Genomic DNA, 20962 nt, shown 5'->3' on the forward strand with positions numbered 1-20962 from the left:
TGATCGAATCGGCCCGTCGCACGTGAGCTGGAGGAGGAGACCGTGGACGCGCCGTTGATCAGCATCGATGAACCGGGGTCCTTCGGGTGGCGGGTGTTCCACGAACGCCACCCGGTGATGATCGAGCGGCTCCGCGCGGCGCACCCGTTCGGGCCCGACGTGCGCGATGCGCTGTCGGCGCTGCTGGAGGAGACGACCGGAGGAGTCGTCGCAGCGCTGGACGAGGACGCGCCGGACCACGACGTCTGGACGGCCTGGACCGCTGGGCAGCTGGGTCGGCCGTGGTCGGAGATGTCGTTCCTGTGGGCGGAGAGCTACTTCTTCCGGAAGCTGCTGGCCGCGACCGGCTACTTCGCCCCGGGCCCGTGGCGCGGCGTGGACCCGTTCGCGCCGATGAAGCGCGCAGAGCTCAGCAGCGCGGCCACCGCCGAGACGCTCAAGGCCCTGGACGCGCTGCCGGGCCTCGCCGATGCGGACCGGGACGCCGCCGCGGTGGCGGCCGCCGTGTGGGGCAACCAGGCCGACCTGGCCTTCCAGCTGTCCACCGACGCCAGCGGAACCACGTCCGGCCTGGTCACCGGCTCGCCGGAGGAGTTCTGGTCGCTGTTCGCGGAGCCGGGCGAGGTCCACCTCGTCGCCGACAACGCCGCGGGTGAGCTCGCCGCCGACCTCGTTCTCATCGACCGGCTGCTCACCACCGGACGCGCCGCTCACGTCGTCCTGCACGTCAAGCCGACGCCCTACTACGTCTCCGACGCCACGCCCACCGACGTGCTCGAAGTCCTGCACCGCCTCACCGGATCGCCCGGCGAGGCGGGTGAGATCGGCCGCCGCGTCGAGGAAGCGTTGCGCGACGGGCGGATCGCGGTCCGGGCGCACCGGTTCTTCTGCGCGCCGAAGGAGTTCGGCGAGATGCCGGACGACCTGCGCGCCGAGTTCGCCTCGGCAGCGGTCACGATCTTCAAGGGCGACCTCAACTACCGGCGGCTCGTCGGGGACCGGCACTGGCCCGCGACCACGCCGTTCGCCGACGTCGTCTCGCACTTCCCGGGACCGGTGGCCACCCTGCGGGTGCTCAAGTCCGAGGTCGTCGTGGGCCTGCCCGCCGCGACCGTGTCCTCGCTGGACGCCGAAGGCCAAGCTTGGCGAACCCAGGGCTCCCACGCCCTCATCCAGACCAGGGCCTAGGACGACCCCGGGAATTCGTTGTGGCGCCGATCACTCGTGCGCAACATCCGCTGATCTGACCGCGAAGCGATTCGCGCGAGGGGCGACGATTTCCGGGGCGTCGTGCGGAAAGCGCTGTAGCGTCGATCAGCGACCGGCTGGGGGCATGTCGGTCAGATCATGTGGTGCGCTACGAAGAGGAGCTTCTCGATGTCCGGGTTCGAAACCGGCTTGAGCCGGCGGTCCGTGCTGCTCGGGACCGCCGGTGCACTGGGGGTGGCGGCCGTCCTGCCCGTCGGCGGATGGGCGGAGGGCGTGTCGCCGCAGCAGGAGTACCCGCCGAACTGGCCTCCGGTGGAGCCCTACGGCAACGCCGACACGCGGAAGGACCTGGAACCCCGCGATGACAACTCGCGGATCCTGGAACTCGAAACCCGCCCGAGGGACGAGGAACTGGGCCGGGTCTGGATCCGCGACACCTACGTCAACCGCTTCGTGGTCGACGGCAAAACCGTCTACGTCGCCACCGGCACCACCCGTGCTGCGGGCGAGACCGCGCAGCGGTGGAACGACGGCATCTTCGTGTGGATCGCCGACTCGCTGGACGGGCCGTGGAGAGCGTCGACCCGAAGGTCTACTACCACATCGACGGCGGCATGCACGTCGAAGGCGACAAGGCGTGGCTGGTGCTGCACAACGACCTCTACACCGAGTTCCAGGACGACATGGAGGACATCGTCCAGAAGACCGAGCTCCCGCGGTTCGAGCAGACCCGCTACGAGCCCGAGCCCTACCTCGAAGGCGCGCACGTGCTCAAGCACGAGGGCAAGTACTACCTCGTGCACGCTGCCTGGAACAAGAAGACGACCACACCGGACGGCGAGGTCCGGCACGCGTACACGCCCGACGGTGAGAAGGACCAGTACGACGCGATCATCGCGGTCGCGGACAGGTTCGAGGGCCCGTACTCCCAGCGCTGGACCGCGGGCATCGGCGCGGGCCACAACAACCTGTTCGCCGACGCCGACGGGCAGCTGTGGGCCACGTTCTTCCGCAACCCGGTCGCGGGCCGCTGGAAGGACGACCCCAACGCCGCGGTCCCGGGCATCGTCCGCGTCGAGTGGACCGGCCCGAAGGGCAACCGCCTCTACGTCGAGCGCCGAGCCTGAGCAGCGCCGCCGTGCGCGGGTTCGACGCCACCGGCCGGGTCGAGGCAGGTCCTACGGGACGGTGACCTGGCCGGTGGCGTCGACGTGCAGCGTCCAGACCATCTTGTCCTTCGGGACGCGGTTGTTGGTGTCGCTGCCGAAGTCGATCTGGCCGGTGGCCAGGCCGTACTTCGAGGGCAGGTCCTTCTCCGTGTTGTGCTGGTCGGCGTTGATCTGCCGCCACACGGTGCCCGCGTTGATCGGAATCGGGCCGCCCCGGTGGAGCTGGTTCGCCGCTCTGAGCAGGACGCTGGTCGCGTCGTGGGCGAGCGCGGCGTGCCCGTCCAGCGACAGGTCACCGGCTCGGGGCGGGCACTGGTCCTGGACCGCCGGTCCCGCCAGGAAGCCGTTGAGCTTGCAGTAGAAGTTCAGCGCGGCGCTGTCCAGGCCGTTCCCGCGCGGGTCGTCGGGTTCCGGTGTGCTGGGTGCGACCGCGAACGACTGGAAGAAGTACGGGATGCCCAGCTTCGCGGAGCGTGCCTCCCGGTTGGCGACGTGGCTGCCCACGTCGTCGCTGCCGAGGATCATCGGCGGATCGTTCGGGCAGCTGGCGCCCACCCCGTCCAGGAACACGCGGAAGTCCGCGCCCCGCCCGGCGTAGTACACCAGCTCGTCGGGACCCGCCAGGCACGCCTCGCGACCGGCGACGTGCGGTTCGGCGGCCAGCCACTCGGTCGTGCGGCCGGGATGCCTGCCGCGGAACTCGGCCGCCACGTCCTCGGCGAGGTTGGTGCTGTACGGATCCCGCTCGTTGCGGTAGATCCTGGCGTGCTGGGTGAATCCGCGCTGGTCGGCGAACTCCACGGCACGCCGCGCCTGCGTCCGGTTCTGCGGCGAGACCTGGAAGTACAGCGGCGAGTACTGCGGCACGTGGTCGTAGGAGAGGGTGGAGGCCACGGTCGGCAGACCCGCCTCGCCCAAGTCCCTGATCACCCGGAAGGTCTCCTGGCGGCTGTAGTTCAGGCCGATCACGCCGATGATGCCCGCATCCTGCGCGGCCAGCGGCGCGATGTGGTTGCGCACGACGTGCTCGCCGCGCTCCATGTCCTTGCCGCCGTTGGCGATGACGATCCGCGCCAGCGGCGTGTCCGTGCCGGCGTTCTGGTCCCGCTGGGCCACCGCGATGCCGGCGAGCGTCTCGTGCTGCGCCGCGAGGTTGAACGCGTCCGTGCCCGGGGACAGGTCACCGAGGTAGACCAGCGTCAAGACCGGTCGTCCCGTCGCGCGCCCGGTTTCGAGCGCCGCCTCGTTCTCCTGCGCGATCGCCTCGCCGATGGCCCGCAGCCCGGAGGTCATCGGGCGCGCGCCCTCCTGGGCCTGGCGGGTCTGGCCGGGCAGGGTCGCGTCGATGAAGGCGTCCAGGTGGGAACCGTCGGTGACGCCGACGCACTCCGCTCCCACCGCCTCCAGGTGACCGAGCTCGGGGGACGAGCCGAGCCACGTCCACGGCGCCTGGAACGGGACCCCGCAGCGCTCGACGCCCCACGAGTAGTAGCCGAAGATCCCGGCGCCGGCCAGGGCCAGCAGCAGGGCGGCCGGAACCGCGCGCTGCGACCACCACGGCGGCGAGTCCAGCCGGTACTTGTCGGTGGCGGCCAGGTGCCGCCGGATCTCGCTCCGCCGGGATTCCTCGGCCGCCGCGGCCGGGATCTCGACCGGCAGGTACCAGGTCATGTCCCGGCGCGCCCGCCGCGCTTCGGCGAGCTTGTGCCGCCACGCGCGATAACCCTCCCGGTCGGCCTCGTGCGCCTGGCACACGACGTCCTGGACGTTGTCGACCGTGGGCTCGACCGCGTGCGGCGGCACCAGCGAACTCGTGGTGATCAGCAGCAGCGGATCGACCAGCCCGGTCTCGTTGCGGATGTCGTTGACCATCTTCAGCAGCGCGTACCCGCCGTTGGAGCGGGTGACGTTGTCCAGCAGCACGGTCGTGTAAGTCGTGCGCCACTTCCCGCGCAGGCGCCACGGGAAGCGGCGGTACGAGCGGCGGAGGTCCTCCAGCAGGGTGTTGATCAGGAATTTCGCGACCTGCTCGGGAACCTCCTTGTTCCACTCGTTCTCGGTGAGGCGCTCGGCGAAACCCAGGAAGTTCCCGGGAACCTCGGGGGCGAGGTAGCTCTGGCGGCGGAACCACCGGTACCCGCCCGGCAGCGGCAGCCGCCAGTGCACCTTGAGCTGGAACCACAGCCACGGCAGGACGGCGAGCACCTTGAGCACCGACCAGACCGTCCGGTCCGGCGCGTCGGCGGTGTTGGCGTTGATCAGCTCGGAGATCCGCTGGGCCGGGTCGCGGCGCCACAGCCGCTTCCGCAGTTCCGCTTCCCGCCTGGGGATCTCGGTGCCGGACAGGTCCTGCCGCATCAGCCACAGCGCGAGGCTGAACCGGGGGAAGCGCATGCGCCCGGCCTGGGCGTTGAGCGGTCCGTTGAGCTGTTCGGCGATCTCGGCGAGCAGTCCGCGAATCGTGTCGACCTCGGGCGGCGGGAGCGTGGCCTGCGCGTCCCCAGGATCGGTCGTGGCGGGCTCGAGCCGGAGGTGGGCGTGCGGGACGCGGTGCGGTTCAGCGCTCTTGAGCCGCTCGGCGATCGCCGGCAGCAGGTCCTCCTGCTCCCGCGACCTGACCAGGCACAACATCGGAAGTCCGCCGCTGTTCGCCGGGTGCTTGGAGTCGCGGCCCTCGGAGCGGCGCCGGTACAGCGCGCGGATGAGCTCCAGCACGTTCACCACGCCGTGGAACAGCGGTAACGGCGTCGTGCCGTCGTGTTCGCGCACCCCGAGTCCACTGCTCATCGGCCCAATCCCCACATTGCGCGAATAGCGGACAAAGAACGACGAGCGTAGCGGCGCCGCGAGCGCCGTGACAATCAAGATCACCGCTTCGGCGGCACCGAGAACCCTTCTCGTCCTGCTGGACCCGGCGTGAATCAGGCGACGACGAGGTCGAGGCCGCGGGCGTGGAACTGGGCCGCGGTCGCGGGATCGGCCGAGTCGTCGGTGACCAGCGTCCAGCGAGGATCCAGCGGGGTGTGCGCCCGGAAGGGGCGTTGGCCGAGCTTGTCGGCGTGGACCAGGACGTAGACCTGCTCGGCTCGACCGGCCATGAGCTCCTTGAGGCGGGTTTGCTCCAGGTCGGCCTCGCAGATGCCGTGCTCGGCGGTGACGCCGTCGGCGCCGAGGAACGCCCGGTCGAACGTCCGGCGTTGCAGGGCGACCTCGGTCAGCGGACCGACGAACCCCTGGCTGAGCTGCCGCAACGCGCCGCCCAAGCACTCGACCTGGAGGTCGGCGTGGGCGAGCTCGTGCAGCACGGTGATCGACGTGGTCACCACCGTCAGGTCGCTGCGGTGCGCCAGCTCGCGGGCGAGCGCGGTGGTGGTGCTGCCGGAGTCCAGCAGGATCGTCTCGGCGGGCTGGACCTGGTCCGCGGCCCAGCGGGCGATGGCGCGCTTGGCCTCGGTCGCCTCGCCGTTGCGCTGCCGCAGCGACGCCTCGTGCTGCAGCGGCATCGCACCGCCGTAGGTCCGGGCGAGCCGTCCGGCGGCCTGCAGCTGGGCCAGGTCGCGCCGGATCGTCGAGGCGGTCACCCCGAACGTCGTCGACAGCTCCTCGACGCTGGTCAACCCGGAACTGCCGGCCAGCTGGAGGATCGCCGCCCGGCGTTCGCGCGCTCCGCGCGGCATCGCGTTCCCTCCCGCGCGGTTCACGCGCACAGGTCGGTGGCCTGGCGGATCGCCTCGACCATGCTGTCGGCGCTGGCCTTGCCGGTTCCGGCGATGTCGAAGGCCGTGCCGTGGTCGACCGAGGTGCGGATGACCGGCAGGCCGACCGTGATGTTCACGCCGGTCTCGATGCCCAGGACCTTCACCGGACCGTGGCCCTGGTCGTGGTACATCGCGACGATGAGGTCGTACTCCCCGCGCGTGGCAAGGAAGAACGCGGTGTCGGCGGGCAGCGGGCCCTGGGCGTCGATGCCGTCGGCGCGCAGCACCTCCAGGGCGGGGACGATCTTGTCGTCCTCCTCGCCGTAGCCGAACAGGCCGTTCTCCCCGGCGTGCGGGTTGATGCCGCAGACGCCGATGCGCGGGGACTCGACGCCGGAGTCGCGCAGCGTGCGGTCACCGCGGCGCACGGTGCGCTCGACGAGGCCGGGCTCGATGGCGGCGACCGCGTCGACCAGTCCGATGTGGGTGGTCACGTGGATGACCTTCATCGCCGGGGTGGCCAGCATCATCGACACCTCCTCGGTGCCGGTCAGGTGCGCGAGCAGCTCGGTGTGCCCTGGGAAGATGTGCCCGGCCGCGTGCAGCGCCTCCTTGTTCAGCGGCGCGGTGCAGATGGCCTGCGCCGCACCGCTGGTCGCGAGTTCGCTGGCCACCCGGACGTAGTGGTAGGCGGCGTCACCGGCGACCGGTGAGACCGCTCCCCACGGCAGGTCGGCGGGCAGCAGGCCGAGGTCGATGACGTTGATCCGGCCCGGGGCGAAGACCGCGCCGTCGACGGAGTCGACCGCGACCACCTCGGCGTCGGCTCCGAGGATCCCGGCGGCCTTCCGCAGCCGGGCGGCGTCGCCGATGACGACGGGACGGCACCGGCTGGTGGTGGCCTCGTCGAGGAGCGCCCCGACGGGGTCCGCGGGGGCGCCGCCGGCCCCGTGGCCCATCGTCACGGCGATCACGGGAGTGGAGGAGGCACTGTTCACTTCGTCAACCTTTCAATCCTGGGGGCGGAGGTGTTCGATGATCTCGGCGAGGCTGTCGGACTCGCCGAAGCTGCCAGGGCGGGTCACGACGGAGGTGCCGGCGGGCGTGCGGCTGCGCACCGCGCCGTGGTGGATCTGGCCGACCGGAGTCAGGGTGCGCACCCCGAGCTCGTCGAGGACCAGCCGCGCGGTTTCCCCGCCGGTGAGGACGAGGTCGACCGGGCCGGGCTGGCGTTCGACGACGCGTGCTGCGGTGGAGGCCAGCCCCCGCACCAGGTCCCGCGACCGGCCGGGTTCGATCGGATCGCCGGGGGCGATGGTCAGCGCGGTCGGTCCGCGTTCGAGCGCGACGAGCGCCCGGGAGAGGGCGGACTCGCTGGTGCCGCGACCGAGCAGGTCAGCGGTGCCGCACCCGACGATGCGCGTTCCGCGCAGCTCGGCGACCCGCAGCTGCTCGGCGGCCTCGGGCGCGGCCGTCCCGATCACCAGCAGCAGCGGGTTTCCGGTTGGCTCGACCCGGTTTTCGCCTTCTGCCGCCGAGGCCGCGCGTCCCACGGCTGCGGCCAGTCCGCCGGCTCCGGCCAGTCTCGCCCCCTCGGGAACCGCGGCCACCACGGCGTCCAGGTCGGCGTCGGTGACACCGTCGCAGACCGGAACTTCGCCCGCGGCGAGGCTTTCGGCCAACGCGTCGCGCAACGACGGCGAACGCACGGTCGCCAGCGGGATGCTGCGGCAGGGGAGCGGCGCGAGGGCCTCGGCGATGCTGCGCGGCGGGTCCGCGTCCTCGGCCTGCCACCCGGTCGAGCGGTGCAGCGGAACGCCGCGCAGGTGCGCGACGCCGCCCACCACGGTCCGGCCCAGCGCGGGCAGTGCCGGTGCGACCACCAGCGGCCGGGCCGCAGCGGCCGCCAGCACCGCCGCGACGTTGCCGCGCAGCTGGGAATCGATCTTGACGAAGACCTGCCGGTCTCCCGCAGCGCGCAGCGCGGCGTCGGTGGTGCGGCTCGCCTCGGCGGCCGAGACCGCGCGGTTGTCGAGGTCCATCACAACCACGGATTGCGTGTTGTGCGCAAGTGGAGCGAAATCCTTCCCCGCGAGCTCCACGGTCGCGGGCTGCCCGGGCAGCGGCAGGCAGGCCGCCGTCTCCACGGCGCCGGACAGGTCGTCGGCCAGCACGAGTAGCCCTCTTTTCAGCAAGTTCAGCTCCTCGCGGTAGCTCGCTGCGGTCACGTCGCTCGACCGCGGCTCGGCGTGCGGCGTGGTCGCCACGCTAGCGGTCTTGCGCGTTTCGCGCCATAGCTATTGCGCGAAACGCGCAATCCTGCAAGGGTGACCCACGTAACGAGGCCGGGTGGCCGACGCCGTTCCCCGAGGAGTTCCCGCATGACCGTTCCGCGTTTGGAGGTGCCCGGCGTCGAGGTGCCCATGTCGTCCCTCGTGCTCGGGACGATGACGTTCGGCGACACCGTCGATGCCGCCGGAGCCGCGACGATGCTCGACACCGCGCTCGACGCGGGCATCACCGCGGTGGACACCGCCAACGGGTACGCGGGCGGCGAGACCGAGCGCATCCTCGGCCGGCTCCTGCCCTCCCGCCGCGACCGCATCTCGCTGGCCACCAAGGCGGGCATGCCGCACCCGGACGCCGGCGAGCACTCGCCGCTGTCCCCGACGGGACTGCGCGCCAGCGTCGACGGGAGCCTGTCCCGGCTCGGCGTGGAGCGGATCGACCTGTTCTACCTGCACCAGCCCGACCGGGCGGCCTCGCTGACCGACACGCTCGCCACGATCGCGAGCCTCATCGCCGAGGGCAAGATCGGTGCGCTCGGCGTCTCGAACTTCGCGGCCTGGCAGATCGCCGAGCTCAACCACGTGGCCGACGAGGTGGGCGCGCCGCGCCCGGTCATCGCCCAGCAGCTCCACAACCTGCTGGCCCGCCGGGTCGAGGAGGAGTACGTCGAGTTCGCCGAGGTGTCGGGCCTGCTGACGATGGTCTACAACCCGCTGGCCGGAGGGCTGCTCACCGGCAGGCACAGCTTCGAGCGCGACCCGTCCTCCGGCCGCTTCGCCGACTCGCGGCTCGCCGAGATGTACCGGAAGCGCTACTGGGACGAGCGGCTCTTCGACGCCATCGAACGGCTCGGCGCCATCGCCGACAACGCCGGGATCCCGCTGGTCGAGCTCTCCCTGCGCTGGGTGCTCAGCAAGCCCGCCACCTCGGCCGTCCTGCTCGGCGGATCCAAGGTCGAGCAGCTGCGCGCCAACATCGCGGCGCTCGGTGCCGGGCCGCTCCCGCCGGACGTGGTCGAGGCCTGCGACGCCGTCGGGGCGTTCCTGCGCGGCCCGATGCCCGCCTACAACCGCTGAATCGCCGCGAACGAAAGGAATTCCCCGTGTCCGCAGCGGAATTCGCGCGCAAGCTGCGCGCCCGCGAGAAAGCCGTCGGCTACTGGGTCGTGCTCGACAACCCGATCGGCACCGAACGCATCGCCCGGCTCGGCTACGACTACGTCGCGGTCGACGCCCAGCACGGCCTGCTCGGCTACTCCGGCCTGCTCAACGCCATGATGGCCATCGACGCCGGAGGCAGGTCCGTCGGCCTGACCCGGGTGGAGGCCAACGACCCGGCCGCGATCGGACGCGCGCTCGACGCCGGTGCGGGCGGGGTCATCGTGCCGCTGGTCGACTCCGCCGAGGACGCCCGCGCCGCCGTGGCCGCCACCCGGTACCCGCCGCGCGGCCGGCGCTCCTACGGGCCGATGCGCTCGGGGCTGCGGATCGGCCCGCGCCCGGCCGAGGCCGACGAGAGCACCGTGCTGCTGGCGATGATCGAAACGCCGCAGGGGCTGGCCAACGTCCGCGAGATCTGCGCTACCGAGGGCGTCGACGGCGTCTACGTGGGCCCCTCGGACCTGTGCCTGGCCGTCGGCGGAGCGTTCCCGGGCGACCCGGCCGTGGCGGACGAGTTCGAGCAGGCCGTGGCCGACATCCAGCAGGCGGCCGGCGAAGCGGGCGTCGCGGCCGGCATCCACACACCCGACGGCGCCACCGCCGCCCGCAGGCTGGAGCAGGGCTACACCTTCGCCAGCGTGGCCTGCGACCTGGTCCACCTGGAGCGGGCGGCGGGCGAACACCTGGAGGCGGTGCAGCGATGACCGACGTGATCGCCGACGGCGTGCTCCGCGCGGTCGAGCCCGGCCGCCACGAGACCCACCTGAGCGCGGGCACCGCGCAGTCCCACGCCGCCAACCTCATGCCGCTGCCCAGCGGGGAGCTCGGCTGCGCCTGGTTCGCGGGCACGCAGGAAGGGCTCTCGGACATCGACGTCTGGTTCGCCCGCCTCGACGGGGAGGGGCGCTGGAGCGAGCCGGTCCAGGTCTCCGCGGACCCGGAGCGCTCGGAGCAGAACCCGGTGCTGTTCCCCACCCCCGGTGGTGAGCTCTGGTTGCTCTACACCGCGCAGCTCTCGGGGAACCAGGACACCGCCGAGGTGCGGCTGACCGTCTCCGGCGACGAGGGACGCACCTGGAGCGCTCCGCGCACCCTCGCGCCCGCCTCGGACACCGGTGGTGTGTTCATCCGCCAGCCCGTCGTGGTGCTGGAGTCCGGCCGCTGGGTGCTCCCGGTGTTCCACTGCGTGCGCCCGGCGACCGGCCGGTGGCGAGGCGACGAGGACACCAGCGCGGTCCTGGTCTCCGACGACCGGGGCGCCACCTGGTCGCACCACGACGTCCCGGGCAGCACGGGCTGCGTGCACATGAACGTCGTGCCGCTGGCCGAGGGCGGGCTGCTCGCGCTGTTCCGGCGCCGCCAGGCCGACGCGATCTTCGCCAGCCGGTCCGGCGATGGCATCACCTGGAGCGAGCCCGAGCCGACCGAGCTGCCCAACAACAACTCGTCGATCCAGGTCACCGCGCTGCGGGACGGGCGGCTCGCGCTGGCCTACAACCACAGCAGCGCCGCCGACGCCACGCAGCGCCGCGCCTCCCTCTACGACGAGATCGACGGCGACTCCATCGCCGAACCCGGTGCGGTGCAGGAACAACCGCCCGGAACCGCGTTCTGGGGCGCCCCGCGCGCACCGCTGACCGTCGCCCTGTCCGCCGACGGCGGGCGCAGCTGGCCGGTGCGCCGCGACGTCGAGGTCGGCGACGGCTACTGCCTGACCAACAACTCCCGGGACGGGCTCAACCGCGAGCTGTCCTACCCCTCGATCACCCAGACCGACGACGGCGATCTGCACGTCGCCTTCACCCACTTCCGCCGGGCCATCAAGCACGTTCGCGTGACGCCAGCGTGGTTCGGCGGCTGACCTTCGGCCTCGCAATGGAGCAGCCATGTCTAGTGAACTCAACGCGAAAACCCAGGCGGTGACCCAAGCCGGCCCACCCGAGACCTGGTCCGGCTTCCTGCGGAGCATGGGGCCGGGCATCGTGGTGGTGATGTCCTGGCTGGGCACCGGCGACTTCATCAGCGCCTCGGTCTCCGGCTCCACCTTCGGCTACGCGCTGATCTGGACGCTGGTGGTCGCCACCATCTCGCGGTACTTCATCGTCTCGTCGATGTCGAAGTACCAGCTGTGCAACGCGGTCGGCGACGAGACGATCCTCGACGGCTACGGCCGGGTGTGGAAGGGCTTCCCGATGTTCATCGGGGCGACCACCTGCGTGCTCGGGTTCGTCTACGTCTCCTTCCTGACCCTGGCCGCGGCGACCGCGCTCGACGCGCTGTTCCGGCCGGTGCTGCCGCTGGGCAGCTGGGGGATTCCGCTGTGGGCGGTGGTCACCACCGTCGTGGCCTACGCGCTGGCCTCTCGGCGGAAGGGGCACTTCCGCGGGCTGGAGATCGTCGCGCAGATCACGATGGCCGTGCTCGTGGTCTGCTTCCTGCTGGCGCTGATCGGCACCGGCCTGGACCTGCCCAAGCTGTTCGGCGGGCTGCTGTTCGAGATGCCCCCGGGCGAAGCCGGCTACATCACCGCGGCGAGCACCGCGGTCGGTCTCATCGGCGCGGTCGGCGGATCGGCGGCCAACCTGCTCTACCCGTACCTGATGCACGAGAAGGGCTGGCGCGGCGCCGGATTCCTCAAGCTGCAGCGCCTGGACCTGCGGTTCGGCAGCTTCGTGATGTTCGCCCTCGTCCTGGCGGTGTGGGTCGTCGCGGCCGAAACCCTGCACGGCACCGGGGAAAGCGTGTCCTCGGCAGACGGCTTGGCGAGCATGATGGAGAAGGCCATCGGCCCGGCGGGGCCGCCGATCATGTGGCTGGCGATCTTCTTCACGGTGTTCAACAACATCGTCACCCAGCCGCGCGTGTTCGTGCGGATGTTCGTGGAATCGCTGCACAAGTCGCGCCCGGAGCGGTTGGCGCGACTTCGCGCCGAACGGGACCTGGCCGGGGTGGCGGACAAGGACGCGTTCTCCTACGACCGGCTGTTCTGGATCATCCTCACCGTGATCATGGTCGTGCCGATCGTGTTCTCGCTGCCCGGGATGCCCGGCATGGTCATCATCACCCTGCTCGGCAACTCGGTGAACGTGCTGACCGTGCCCATGATCATCGTCGGTCTGATCGTGATGACCACGAAGCGGTCCCTGATGATCGAGGGCTACGCCAACAAGTGGTGGGAGACCACGGTCCTCGCCCTCATCGGCGGAGTCGGTCTGTGGGCCACCTACGAACTGTGCACCAGCATCGCGGGCACCCTCGCAGGATGAGTTCGAACGCTTCGCGGGCCCCGGGTCGGCCGGGGCCCCCCCAGCAGCGGTCCGGGGCGAAAACAATTAGGCGAAACCCAACGGTCCGTTGTTCGCGGAGCAATTCGGCGTGTCGGGAACGGGAGTGATCCTAGGCACATCCGGTGCGGTTCCGATTCCGCCCGAGAAAGCCCGACAGGGCGTCTCACCTGCGGTTTTGATGTAGTGGGAGCCTTGTCGCCGGTGTTGGAAACTGCTGTTTATCAACCCATAGGCATGGGTTCTTTGACTTCACCTCGTGGGCGGCCAAGGCTGGCGATCGTCGGCATTCGGCGGCGCACCGGCGCGCGAGCTACGAACAGGGGAACGGCCACAGCATGAGTGGGATGCAAGACCCGAGCGACGACCTGAAGGTCACCGCGCCGAAGACGTGGGCCACTGGTGCCCCCGCCGTCGCGCACGCGTTGCAGTACTCGCTCAGCCAGACCTCGCCGAGGCGGACCGCGCTGACGCTGCTCAACCTCAACCAGGGCAAGGGGATCGACTGCCCGGGATGCGCGTGGCCGGACCCGGACCCCCAGCACCGGCCGATGAACGAGTACTGCGAGAACGGCGCCAAGCACGTCAACGACGAGGCGACCTCCAAGCGCATCACCCGCGAGTTCTTCCGGCAGCACTCGGTGTCCGAACTGGACGAGAAGTCCGACTACTGGCTCAACCAGCAGGGACGCCTGACCGAGCCGATGGTCAAGCGCTCGGACTCCGACTTCTACGAACCGATCAGCTGGGACGACGCCCTCGACCTGCTCGCCGCGGAGCTGCGCTCGCTGGACTCGCCGAGCGAGGCGCTGTTCTACACCTCCGGCCGGCTCAACAACGAAGCCGCCTTCCTGCTGCAGCTGTTCGCGCGCGCCTTCGGCACCAACAACCTGCCCGACTGCAGCAACATGTGCCACGAGTCCAGCGGCTCGGCCATGCAGGAGACCCTCGGCATCGGCAAGGGCAGCGTCAGCCTGGACGACCTGCACCACTCCGACCTGATCTTCGTCATCGGCCAGAACCCGGGCACCAACCACCCGCGCATGCTCACCGCCCTGGAGCGCGCCAAGCACAACGGCGGCGAGGTCGTCGCGGTGAACCCGCTGCCCGAGGCCGGGCTGATGCGGTTCAAGAACCCGCAGAAGGTCCGCGGCGTCCTCGGGCGCGGGACCGAGATCACCGACCAGTTCCTGCAGATCCGGCCCGGCGGTGACCTGGCGCTGTTCAAGGCGCTGAACCTGCTGCTGCTGGAAGCCGAGGACGCCGCCCCCGGCACCGTCCTGGACCACGAGTTCATCCGCGCCCACACCACCGGGTTCGAGGAGTTCGCCCGGCAGGCGCGCGAGCTGTCCTGGGACCAGGTGCACGCCGCGACCGGGCTCACCCGCACCGAGATCGAGCAGGTGCGCGACCGGGTCCTGGCCAGCAGCAGCGTCATCGCCTGCTGGGCGATGGGGCTGACCCAGCAGAAGCACGGCGTGGCCACCATCCGCGAGGTCGTCAACTTCCTGATGCTGCGCGGCAACATCGGCAAACCCGGCGCCGGCGTGTGCCCGGTGCGCGGGCACAGCAACGTGCAGGGCGACCGCACGATGGGGATCTGGGAGCGCGTCCCGCAGCCCTTCTTGGACTCGCTGGAGCGCGAATTCGGCTTCACCCCGCCCAGCGAGCACGGCTGGGACTCGGTGGACTCCATCCGCGCCATGCTCGACGGCCGCGCGCGGTTCTTCCTCGGCGTGGCGGGCAACTTCGTCCGCGCCACCCCCGACAGCGAGGTCACCGAGAAGGCGATGCGGCAGTGCCGGGTGACCGCGCACATCTCCACCAAGCTCAACCGGTCCCACACCGTGTGCGGCGAAACCGCCCTGATCCTGCCCACTCTGGGGCGCAGCGACCGGGACGTGCAGAACGGCGTGGAGCAGTTCGTCACCGTCGAGGACTCGATGAGCATGGTGCACGCCTCCTACGGCCGGCTCGAACCGGCGTCGGACGCGCTGCTCAGCGAGGTCGCGATCCTGGCCCGCCTGGCCCGCCGGGTGCTGGGGGACGAGCCCGACCTCCCGTGGGAGGAGTTCGAGGCGAACTACGACGCGATCCGCGACCGGATCTCGCGCGTGGTGCCCGGGTTTGAGGACTTCAACCGGCGCGTGGCCGATCCCGCCGGGTTCCAGCTGCCCAACCCCGTCAACAGCGGCGAGTTCCGCACGCCCAGCGGCAAGGCCGTGTTCAGCGCCAACGAGTTCGAGTGGCTGGACGCGCCCGAGGGCTACCTCGTGCTGCAGTCGCTGCGGTCCCACGACCAGTGGAACACCATCCCGTACGCGATGGACGACCGCTACCGCGGCATCCACGACGCCCGCCGGGTCGTGCTGGTCAACCCGGCCGACGTCGAGGCGCTCGGGCTCACCGACCGCGCTCTGGTGGACCTGGTCAGCGTCTGGCACGACGGTGTCGAACGGCGCGCGCCGAACTTCCGGGTCGTGTCCTACCCGGCGGCGCGGGGTTCGGCGGCCGCCTACTACCCGGAGACCAACGTGCTGGTCCCGCTGGACAGCGTCGCCGACGTCAGCAACACGCCGACCTCCAAGGGCGTCATCGTGCGGCTGGAACCGGCGTCCGACCAGGGCTGATGCTTCTCGCGAGGAAGGAACGCCGATGGGACGAGTCACCGTGCGGCGGCCGGTGCTGCGGATTCGCGGCGACGCCCGGTCGCAGCGGCCCGACACCCTCGCCGCCGAGGAACCGATGGAGATCCGCGTCGGCGGGCGGGCGCTGACGGTCACCATGCGCACGCCGGGGCACGACTTCGACCTCGCGGCCGGGTTCCTGGTCAGCGAGGGAGTGGTGCACCAGGCCGCCGACCTCGCCGGGATCCGCTACTGCCTGGGGACGGCCGAGGACGGATCCAACACCTACAACGTGGTCGACGTCGTGCCCGCCGCCGGCGTGGCCCCGCCGGACACCTCGCTGGAGCGCAACTTCTACACCACCTCGTCGTGCGGGCTGTGCGGCAAGGCGAGCCTCGACGCGGTGCGCACCGTGACGACATGGCCGGTCGCCGACGACCCGCTGCGGCTCGATCCCGAGGTGCTGCGGGTGCTGCCGGACAGGCTGCGGGAGGCGCAGCGGGTGTTCGACAGCACCGGGGGTCTGCACGCGGCCGGGCTGTTCACCGCCGACGGCGAGCTCATCAGCGTCCGGGAGGACGTGGGGCGGCACAACGCGGTGGACAAGGTCATCGGCGACGCGCTGCGCTCGGACCGGCTGCCGCTGCGCGAGACGGTGCTGATGGTCAGCGGGCGGGCCTCGTTCGAGCTCGTCCAGAAGGCCGTCATGGCCGGGATCCCCGCCTTGGCGGCGGTGTCGGCCCCGTCGTCGCTGGCCGCCGAACTCGCTGCCGACGCAGGCCTCACTCTCGTCGGCTTCCTCCGCGGCGACTCGATGAACGTCTACACCGGAGCGGAACGGCTGACCCCTCGCGCAGCACCGCAACCGTCCTGACCGGGCCGGATTCACATTTCGCGCGAAATGTGACCCACCGGAGCCGATCCAACCCAGCGCGAAACCTGGCCCCAGCGCCCTGACCAGGCACGACGCTCCGGCCGTGGAGATGTCCCGCGCGTCGCGGACGGGGCAGTGGTCGAATTTCGCGCGAAGTTCGAGGCCCGCGTTGAGGCGCGGAAATTCGCGCGGAAATAGACTCCCCGCGGGGGCTACATCCGGGGGGCGCCGTCCTTGATCGCGTCTCGGATCCGGAAGTACGTGCCGCAGCGGCAGACGTTGCGGATCTCCTCGATGTCGGCGTCGGTGAGGTCGCGGCCCTTGGCCCTGGCCTGCTTGACCTTGGCCACCGCAGCCATGATCTGGCCCGGCTGGCAGTAGCCGCACTGGACGACGTCGTGGTCCAGCCAGGCCTCCTGCATCGGGTGCAGGTCCTCGCCGACGGTGGCCGGCAGGCCCTCGATCGTGGTGATCTCGTCGGTCGGCTCGATGTCCTTGACCTGCACCGCGCACGGGTTGAACGCCTTGCCGTTGATGTGGCTGGTGCAGGCCTTGCAGACGTTGATCCCGCAGCCGTACTTCGGTCCGGTCACACCGAGCAGGTCGCGGATCACCCACAACAACCGGACGTCGTCCTCGGCCTCCACGGTGATCTCTTTGCCGTTGAGCTTGAAGGTGTGCGTCGGCATCCTGCCTCCTCTAGTAGGCGTAGTCCAGGCCGTTGGTGGGTGATGGGGGCAGCGGTGGGACGTGCGGGTAGGGCTCGAAGGCGAGCGGGTCGTTGTGGTTGATGGGGAAGTGCGTCGGGGTCTTGCCGGTCGCCGCCCGGTAGGCGCAGGCCGTGGCCGCGAAGGCGGGCGCGACACCCATCTCGCCGCCGCCGGAGGGCATCTCGCTCTCCTCGGCGGGCAGGATCACCGGGGTGAACTCGAACGGCAGGTTCCACTGCCTGCAGTAGAAGAAGTTGTCCCAGCTGGCCTCGGCGATCGCCCCCTGGTTGAGGTGCACGCTGGCGGTCAGGGCCTGGGCGAAGCCGTCGATGAACCCGCCCTGCATCATCGCCTCGAGCCCGAGCGGGTTGACCACGATGTGCCCGGGCAGCGTGACCAGCACGCCCCGCGTCACGCGCGGACCCGTGACACCGTCGCGGATCGGGCGGTTGACGGTCTCCGGCCGGCAGTCGATCTCCACGAAGCAGGCCATCGTGTTCTTGTACTCGTGGTGCAGCGCGATGCCGTGCCCGACGCCCTCCGGCGTGGGCTGACCCCATCCGCCCACCTCGGCGGCCTTGTCCAGGACCTTCAGCAGCTTGTCGTTCTTGACGTACTTGCGCCGGAAGCTGTACGGGTCCATGCCCATCGCCTCGGCGAGCTCGTCGACGAACAGCTCCCGCGTGGTCGCCACGTCCGGCGAGTACACGTTGCGCGTGCTGCCGGTGTTGAACCCGCCGCGCTTCTGGTTGTTCGACGGCGACTGGTGGGTCTCGGTCAGCAGCGTCTTGGTGACGCCGAAGTTGTACAGCGACGGCGTGGTCAGCGTGAAGATGACCTCGGAGATCGAGTAGCCGGCCAGCGGCAACCGGCTCGCCGTGGAGGTCAGCGCCTCGCCGAAGCCGTGGCTGAAGTCGGTGCGCACGCCCGCGAGGTGCTGCTCCAGGCTGATCACGTCGTCGGTGAACGACGCCCGGATCGTGCCCACCGACATCGGGTGCACCCGGCCCTGCCTGCAGTCGTCGGCGCGGTGCCACATCAGCTTGACCGGCTTGCCGATCTTCTGGGAGATCTCGGCGGCCTCGGAGGCGGCGTCGTGGAACAGGCACCGGCCGAACGACCCGCCACCGGGAACCACGTGCATCGTGACCTGCGATTGCGCGAGTCCCAGTTCGGAGGCGATCGCGGCCTGAGCGACGATCGGGACCTTGACGGTCGACCAGATCTCGGCCTTGTCGGCGCGGACGTCGGCGATCGCCGAGTTGACCCCGAGCGCGCTGCCGTTGACGAAGGCGAAGGTGTACTGCCGCTCCAGCGTCTTGGTCTGCGGCGTCGGCGGGATCACCGGGGGTGGTGTCGCGGCCTTGAGCTTCTTCTCGACCGTCGCGTCGGATTCGCCGTCCACCGGGCCCGGGCCCCACGAGACGTCCAGCGCGTTGACCGCGTCGATGCACTGCCCGAAGGTCTCGCCGCGGACGGCGACGCCGCTGCTGATCGGCACGACGTCGGTGATGCCGGGCATGGTGCGCACCTGGTCGAGGTTGTTGACCCCGCGCACGGTGCCGTTGATCGTCGGCGGCCGGCACACCATCGTCGGCTTGGCGTCGGGCACCTTCAGGTCGGTGGTGAACTGCTTGCGCCCGGTCACGGCGTCCAGCGCGTCGATGCGCCGGGTCCGCTCGCCGACGATGCGGAACTCCGACTCCGGCTTGAGCTCCACCTCCACCTTCTGAGTGGTGTCGCTGGCGGCCTTGTGCACCAGGTCGCCGTAGGGGATCGCGCCGCCCGTCGCGGAGGTGATCGTGCCGAGCTTGGCGGTGAGCAGGTCGGCCTGCTCGCCGAGCACGTGCCCGGCGGCCTCCAGCAGCTTGCCCTTGGCGACCGCCGCGGCGGTCCGGACCGGCCAGTACAGCGCGCTGATCGAGGCAGAACCGCCGGTGAGCTGGTTGAACGCCAGCTCGGGGCGGGCGTCGGAGAGGGTGATGTGCACCTTCTCCAGCGGGAGTTCGAGTTCCTCGGCGATGAGCATCGCGATCGCCGTGGTCAGGCCCTGCCCGACCTCCGTGCGGTGCAGCGCGAACGACGCGGAGCCGTCCTCGTTGAGCTGGATCGCGATGAGGTTGGCGGTGGGGCGGGCGGCGTAGACGAGCCCGTCGGTGAGGTCGACGTGGTCGGCGACCTGCGGTGTCGGTGGTAAGCCCGCGCCGGTTTCGGCGGCGGCAGCGGACGGGCCGAACACCGATCCGCCGCCGAGCTCGGCAGCGGCCACCAGCGTCGGTGCCGCCAGCAGGTACCCCAGGAATCGGCGTCTGCTGGGGGCGTTGGCGCCGGAGGTGTCCGGCGTGGTTTCCGTGCGACGAGATCGCATGGGGCTCAACCTTTCGACGGCGGGTCAGTTCGGGAGTGGTGTCGTGGTCTCGCCGGGTGTGAGTCGGTTGGCGAGACATGTTGCAGGACCGGGTTGCGCTTCCAATACCCCCGAGATGGGGTGTCCGGCGCGTGACGAACCGCGCGACGCGAGACGAACCGGATCTCCCGTGGTCAGCGGGCCGAGGAAGCGAAGTCCGATCACGTGGGGTGATCGGAGATCACCCGAACAGCCGCCCCCGAAATGGGGTGTCCGGGGGTGCCGCGCGCGCGGAGAATCGGTTCAGAGCCCAAATGGCCGGTATAGTCTTGCAACTCAACGCCACGACGGTGTGGCAAGTGTCTTCGGCACGGACCGGAACGCGCCGATCAGCCAATGGAGGACGGACACTATGGCCGGCAGCGGAGGCGGCGACGGCGCCGTGATGCGGGGGCCCGACGGCCGGGCAGGCGGCGGAACCCGCCTGCGCCCGAACGATCGTGACGCGCTGCGCGCCGAATTGCGCTCGGTGTCAACGGAGTTGGACTTCCCGGTCGCCTTCGGCGGCGAGGTCGCCAGCGGCAGCGTCCGGCTCACCGAGTGCTTCGGCACGCACACCGGTCGCATCCAGAACCTGGAAGTGCACGAGGGCAAGGGGCTCGGCGGCCAGGCGCTGGCCTTCGGCAGGCCGATCGGCGTCGCCGACTACGGCGCCGCGCGGCACATCACCCACGACTACGACGGCCCGGTGAAGGCGGAGCGGCTGTCGGCGGTGCTGGCCGTGCCGGTGCGGGTGCGCGGGAAGTGCCGCGCCGTGCTCTACGGGGCGATCCGCCAGCGCGTCACCGTCGGCGACCGGGCGCGCGATTCGCTGGTCCTGGCAGGACGTCGGCTCGCAGCCGAGCTGGCCGTGCGGGACGAGGTCGACCGGCGGTTGTCGATGGCCGAGACGATCGCGGCCACGCGCAGGCCCGAGGTGCCCGACGTCGCGAACCTGGAGGAACTGCGCTCGGTGCACTCCGAGCTGTGCGCCATCGCCGGATCGCTGCAGGACTCGGACCTGCGGTCCCGGATGTACGACGTCGCCAAGCGGCTCGCCGATCTGCGCTCGGGGGAGACCGGGCCGCCGCCGGACTTCCAGCTGTCGCGCCGGGAGATCGACGTGCTCGCCCAGGTGGCGCTGGGCTGCACCAACGCCGAGGTGGCCGAAAGGCTCTCCCTCGCACCGGAAACCGTGAAGGCCTACCTGCGCACCGCCATGCGCAGGCTCGGTGCGCACACCCGCCACGAAGCCGTGGTGCGGGCCCGCTCGGCCTGGCTGCTGCCGTGACCGGAGGGCCTACCCCAATTCGGGTGTAACGCGGCGAGCGCGGAATCCCTACTGTGTGCGGTCACCAGCCCACGCCACCTGCCGGGAGGACGCCGTGCCTGCGGTCGAGATCTCTTATTCGTCCGGTACCTCTGACACGCCGCTGCTGGGCGACACGATCGGCGCGAACCTGGACCGCACCGCGGCGCGGTTCCCGGACCGCGACGCGCTGGTGGAGTGCGAAACGGGCAGGCGCTGGAGCTACCGGGAGTTCGTCGCCGACGTC

15 protein-coding genes and 1 pseudogene are annotated in these 20962 nt (G+C 70.8%); 10 read left to right on the forward strand and 6 right to left on the reverse strand.

What is annotated here, in order from left to right:
- Nucleotides 1–42 precede the first annotated feature (42 nt).
- Both R4I43_RS31760 and R4I43_RS31765 read left to right on the forward strand, forming a co-directional pair.
- Nucleotides 43–1188, forward strand: a complete 1146-nt coding sequence (locus R4I43_RS31760) for a damage-control phosphatase ARMT1 family protein (protein ID WP_324269410.1) — start codon at nt 43–45, stop codon at nt 1186–1188.
- 590 nt (nt 1189–1778) lie between these two features.
- Nucleotides 1779–2336 carry a family 43 glycosylhydrolase gene (locus R4I43_RS31765; protein ID WP_324269411.1) on the forward strand — a complete coding sequence of 186 codons (558 nt, stop codon included), beginning with the start codon at nt 1779–1781 and terminating at the stop codon, nt 2334–2336.
- Nucleotides 2337–2387: 51 nt separating this feature from the next.
- Here the strand turns inward: R4I43_RS31765 and R4I43_RS31770 are convergent, their stop codons facing one another.
- The 4 genes from R4I43_RS31770 to R4I43_RS31785 all read right to left on the reverse strand — a co-directional run bounded on the left by R4I43_RS31770 (nt 2388) and on the right by R4I43_RS31785 (nt 8343).
- Complete coding sequence (locus R4I43_RS31770) at nt 2388–5165, reverse strand: hypothetical protein (RefSeq protein ID WP_324269412.1); 2778 nt, start codon at nt 5163–5165, stop codon at nt 2388–2390.
- Nucleotides 5166–5299: 134 nt separating this feature from the next.
- Nucleotides 5300–6055 (reverse strand): DeoR/GlpR family DNA-binding transcription regulator, encoded by a 756-nt coding sequence (locus tag R4I43_RS31775; protein ID WP_324269413.1) that lies wholly within the window; start codon nt 6053–6055, stop codon nt 5300–5302.
- Between the two features lie 20 nt (nt 6056–6075).
- Nucleotides 6076–7074: a 4-hydroxythreonine-4-phosphate dehydrogenase PdxA gene (gene pdxA / locus R4I43_RS31780; RefSeq protein WP_324269414.1), complete on the reverse strand. Its 999-nt coding sequence runs from the start codon at nt 7072–7074 to the stop codon at nt 6076–6078.
- Between the two features lie 12 nt (nt 7075–7086).
- The gene (locus R4I43_RS31785) at nt 7087–8343 is read right to left on the reverse strand and encodes a four-carbon acid sugar kinase family protein (RefSeq protein ID WP_324269415.1); all 1257 of its coding nucleotides are present in this window, start codon (nt 8341–8343) and stop codon (nt 7087–7089) included.
- A 114-nt stretch (nt 8344–8457) separates the two neighbouring features.
- Between R4I43_RS31785 and R4I43_RS31790 the strand changes: the two genes are divergently transcribed.
- From R4I43_RS31790 to fdhD, 6 genes are all read left to right on the forward strand, one after another.
- A complete protein-coding gene (locus R4I43_RS31790; protein WP_324269416.1) occupies nt 8458–9441 on the forward strand; it encodes an aldo/keto reductase in 984 nt (327 codons plus the stop codon).
- A gap of 26 nt (nt 9442–9467) precedes the next feature.
- Nucleotides 9468–10229: an HpcH/HpaI aldolase family protein gene (locus R4I43_RS31795; protein ID WP_324269417.1), complete on the forward strand. Its 762-nt coding sequence runs from the start codon at nt 9468–9470 to the stop codon at nt 10227–10229.
- Entirely contained in the window at nt 10226–11386 is a 1161-nt protein-coding gene (locus tag R4I43_RS31800; protein WP_324269418.1) for a sialidase family protein, read from the forward strand. The genes R4I43_RS31795 and R4I43_RS31800 overlap by 4 nt, the downstream gene beginning before the upstream one ends.
- Before the next feature lie 25 nt (nt 11387–11411).
- Complete coding sequence (locus R4I43_RS31805; RefSeq protein ID WP_324269419.1) at nt 11412–12791, forward strand: Nramp family divalent metal transporter; 1380 nt, start codon at nt 11412–11414, stop codon at nt 12789–12791.
- A 356-nt stretch (nt 12792–13147) separates the two neighbouring features.
- Nucleotides 13148–15439, forward strand: coding sequence for an FdhF/YdeP family oxidoreductase (locus tag R4I43_RS31810; protein WP_324269420.1), 2292 nt, complete (start codon nt 13148–13150; stop codon nt 15437–15439).
- Nucleotides 15440–15464: 25 nt separating this feature from the next.
- Entirely contained in the window at nt 15465–16310 is an 846-nt protein-coding gene (fdhD, locus tag R4I43_RS31815) for a formate dehydrogenase accessory sulfurtransferase FdhD (protein ID WP_324269421.1), read from the forward strand.
- Nucleotides 16311–16522: 212 nt separating this feature from the next.
- Here the strand turns inward: fdhD and R4I43_RS31820 are convergent, their stop codons facing one another.
- Nucleotides 16523–16999 (reverse strand): (2Fe-2S)-binding protein, encoded by a 477-nt coding sequence (locus R4I43_RS31820; RefSeq protein WP_324269422.1) that lies wholly within the window; start codon nt 16997–16999, stop codon nt 16523–16525.
- A gap of 10 nt (nt 17000–17009) precedes the next feature.
- The gene (locus R4I43_RS31825; RefSeq protein WP_324269423.1) at nt 17010–19388 is read right to left on the reverse strand and encodes a molybdopterin cofactor-binding domain-containing protein; all 2379 of its coding nucleotides are present in this window, start codon (nt 19386–19388) and stop codon (nt 17010–17012) included.
- A gap of 391 nt (nt 19389–19779) precedes the next feature.
- Between R4I43_RS31825 and R4I43_RS31830 the strand changes: the two genes are divergently transcribed.
- On the forward strand, nt 19780–20697 hold the full coding sequence (locus R4I43_RS31830; RefSeq protein WP_324269424.1) for a helix-turn-helix transcriptional regulator: 918 nt from the start codon (nt 19780–19782) through the stop codon (nt 20695–20697).
- A 94-nt stretch (nt 20698–20791) separates the two neighbouring features.
- Nucleotides 20792–20962: pseudogene (locus R4I43_RS31835) on the forward strand (AMP-binding protein); the annotation flags it as partial.

Source organism: Saccharopolyspora mangrovi, from assembly GCF_035320975.1.
Taxonomy (GTDB): Bacteria; Actinomycetota; Actinomycetes; order Mycobacteriales; family Pseudonocardiaceae; genus Saccharopolyspora; species Saccharopolyspora mangrovi.